The 1,894-nt window shown below is 66.5% G+C and carries 5 protein-coding genes; all 5 read left to right on the top strand.

Annotated features, from left to right (window positions below):
• On the top strand, positions 1–741 hold a 741-nt coding region (locus ACFQ6N_RS40515; RefSeq protein WP_380659154.1), incomplete at its 5' end, for a hypothetical protein.
• Positions 742–909: 168 nt separating this feature from the next.
• A complete protein-coding gene (locus ACFQ6N_RS40510; RefSeq protein ID WP_362554162.1) occupies positions 910–1,059 on the top strand; it encodes a hypothetical protein in 150 nt (49 codons plus the stop codon).
• Complete coding sequence (locus tag ACFQ6N_RS40505) at positions 1,056–1,295, top strand: hypothetical protein (RefSeq protein ID WP_362554159.1); 240 nt, start codon at positions 1,056–1,058, stop codon at positions 1,293–1,295. Before ACFQ6N_RS40510 ends, ACFQ6N_RS40505 begins: the two co-directional genes overlap by 4 nt.
• 56 nt (positions 1,296–1,351) lie before the next feature.
• Positions 1,352–1,708, top strand: a complete 357-nt coding sequence (locus ACFQ6N_RS40500) for a hypothetical protein (RefSeq protein WP_362554156.1) — start codon at positions 1,352–1,354, stop codon at positions 1,706–1,708.
• On the top strand, positions 1,695–1,894 hold a 200-nt coding region (locus ACFQ6N_RS40495), incomplete at its 3' end, for a hypothetical protein (RefSeq protein WP_380659152.1). The genes ACFQ6N_RS40500 and ACFQ6N_RS40495, both read left to right, overlap by 14 nt.

Below are 1,894 nucleotides of genomic sequence, written 5' to 3'. Positions count from 1 at the left end.
CTGCCGTCGCTCTACAGCAACATGACCGAGCGCGGCGACCGGCTGCTGGAGGAAGTGCTGGAGCTGCTGCAGGCTCACGGCTACGACAAGGCGCGCGTGGCCACCCTGGTCGACTACGTGTTCGGTCGCCCGGTCGGAGAGCCCGCGCAGGAGGTCGGCGGCGTCATGGTCACGCTGGCCGGCTACTGCTGGGTGGCGGGCCTCGACATGCACGCTGCCGGCGACGCCGAGCTGGCCCGTATCGGCCAGCCCGAGGTAATGGCGAAGATCCGGGCGAAGCAGGAGGCAAAGAACGCCCTGCACTTCGACACGCCGCTGCCGGGCAATGCTGGCCCGAACGCGCAGGCCGTGGACATGGCCCCACGTCCGATGGATACCGCGCCCACAGACGGCACACTGGTGCGCCTGCTGGTGGACTTCATCAGCAACGCCACCGAGGACACCGCCGGCCCGGCGTGGACTATCGGCTCCAACAACGACGGCAACGTGATGGCCGATGAGCGCGTGGGCTGGCAGTTCGCCGGCTGGTGCTGGACGCACGACCACTTCACCGAGGGCGAGGGCACGCCGGTGGGCTGGCTGCCGCTGGTCGGCGAGGCCGCGCAGGCCGTGGACCTGGGTGCGGTGCGAAAGTGCGCCGACGAGGCGGTGGAGTTCATAAACCACGGCTATGGCGGTCACGCCCGTCGCAAGATTCAGGAGCTGCTGACCCTGATCGACAGCCAGGCGGTGGGCAAATGAGCCGCCGCATCCTGTGCGCGATTCGTGGGCATGCTGGGATCGATGACAACGGCTACTGCAAGAAGTGCCGCGCAGAGGTCGATTCACTCCCTCGCGGGTGGAAGAAGGCTGCACGAAGGCGATCAGTGTGGGCCGTACGTGGCCTTCTGCGAAGAGCCGGAGGAAACCATGGCTGATCAGCTGCTCACCGCTGCAATGGTCCACGTGTTCGCCCTGGCCTTCTTCCTGGCCGGCATCGCCACCCTGTGGGCGATCAGCCGCGCATGCCGCGCCGCGCGCGCGGGGCTGCGCTGGTGCTGGCGGACGGCGGCCGCATGATCCACGTCGGAGACTGCCTCGAAGTGATGCGTGGGATGGCCGACAACTCGGTCGACGCCGTCGTGACCGATCCACCCTACGGCCTGTCGTTCATGGGCAGCGGCAGCACGGGCAAGGCCGCAGTACTCGAAGGTTTCCAGTTCGTCGGCATCGAGCAGGATCCCGTCTACGCCGCGATCGCCGAGGCGCGCATCCGTGTTGCGCAGCCTGGGCTGCCACTGGGAGCAATCGCATGAACACCGCCACCGAGCAGCTGCGCGCTGCGCTGGCAACGAACTGAAGGAGACCGACGATGGACGTTGAGCAGAGGGCGCGGGAGCTGCTGGCTGCGGAGCTGCGCGCCAAGGGGCGGCTGACACTGGCTGATGATGTTGCTTTGGGTGAAGAGGATGATTCCGCCGCCATTCGCGCCATCATCGCCGCCCTCACGCCGCCCGCCGAACCGGATCAGGCGCTGCTGGTCAGTATGGCGGTGTGCTTGGACCACGGCTTCGGCATGGCGACGTTGGAACGGCAGGAGAGCTGGCTGCGTGACATGCGCAAGCTGTGGGACGAAGTCATGGGCCGAGGCTACTACTTGCCCCACAACCGCGAGCGCTACAGCGCCATGCTCTCCGCTCGCCCGGAGGTGCCGGATGGGCGCGGCTGAGGATTTCAACCTGGCCGGGAAAGACTGGCTGACGGTCGAGGAATCAGCCCACTACTGCGGCGTTTCCGTCGGGCAGTTCTACGCCAAGGTCGATCAATACAACTTGGAACCGCGCGAGTTCATGGGCAAGAAGCTCTATGAGAAAGCGGCCCTCTATCAGGCAATCTACAGCGCACGGAAATGGTC

This window comes from Kitasatospora sp. NPDC056446, from assembly GCF_042796115.1.
GTDB lineage: Bacteria > Actinomycetota > Actinomycetes > Streptomycetales > Streptomycetaceae > Kitasatospora.
Note: the sequence above shows the minus strand (reverse complement) of the source record. Positions and strands in the feature narration are given on the sequence as shown.

Excerpts from the sequence above, each read along its gene's own strand:
- ACFQ6N_RS40510 (WP_362554162.1), top strand. The coding sequence starts at position 910 with ATGGCTGATCAGCTGCTCACCGCTGCAATGGTCCACGTGTTCGCCCTG.
- ACFQ6N_RS40505 (WP_362554159.1), top strand. The coding sequence starts at position 1,056 with ATGATCCACGTCGGAGACTGCCTCGAAGTGATGCGTGGGATGGCCGAC.
- ACFQ6N_RS40500 (WP_362554156.1), top strand. The coding sequence starts at position 1,352 with ATGGACGTTGAGCAGAGGGCGCGGGAGCTGCTGGCTGCGGAGCTGCGC.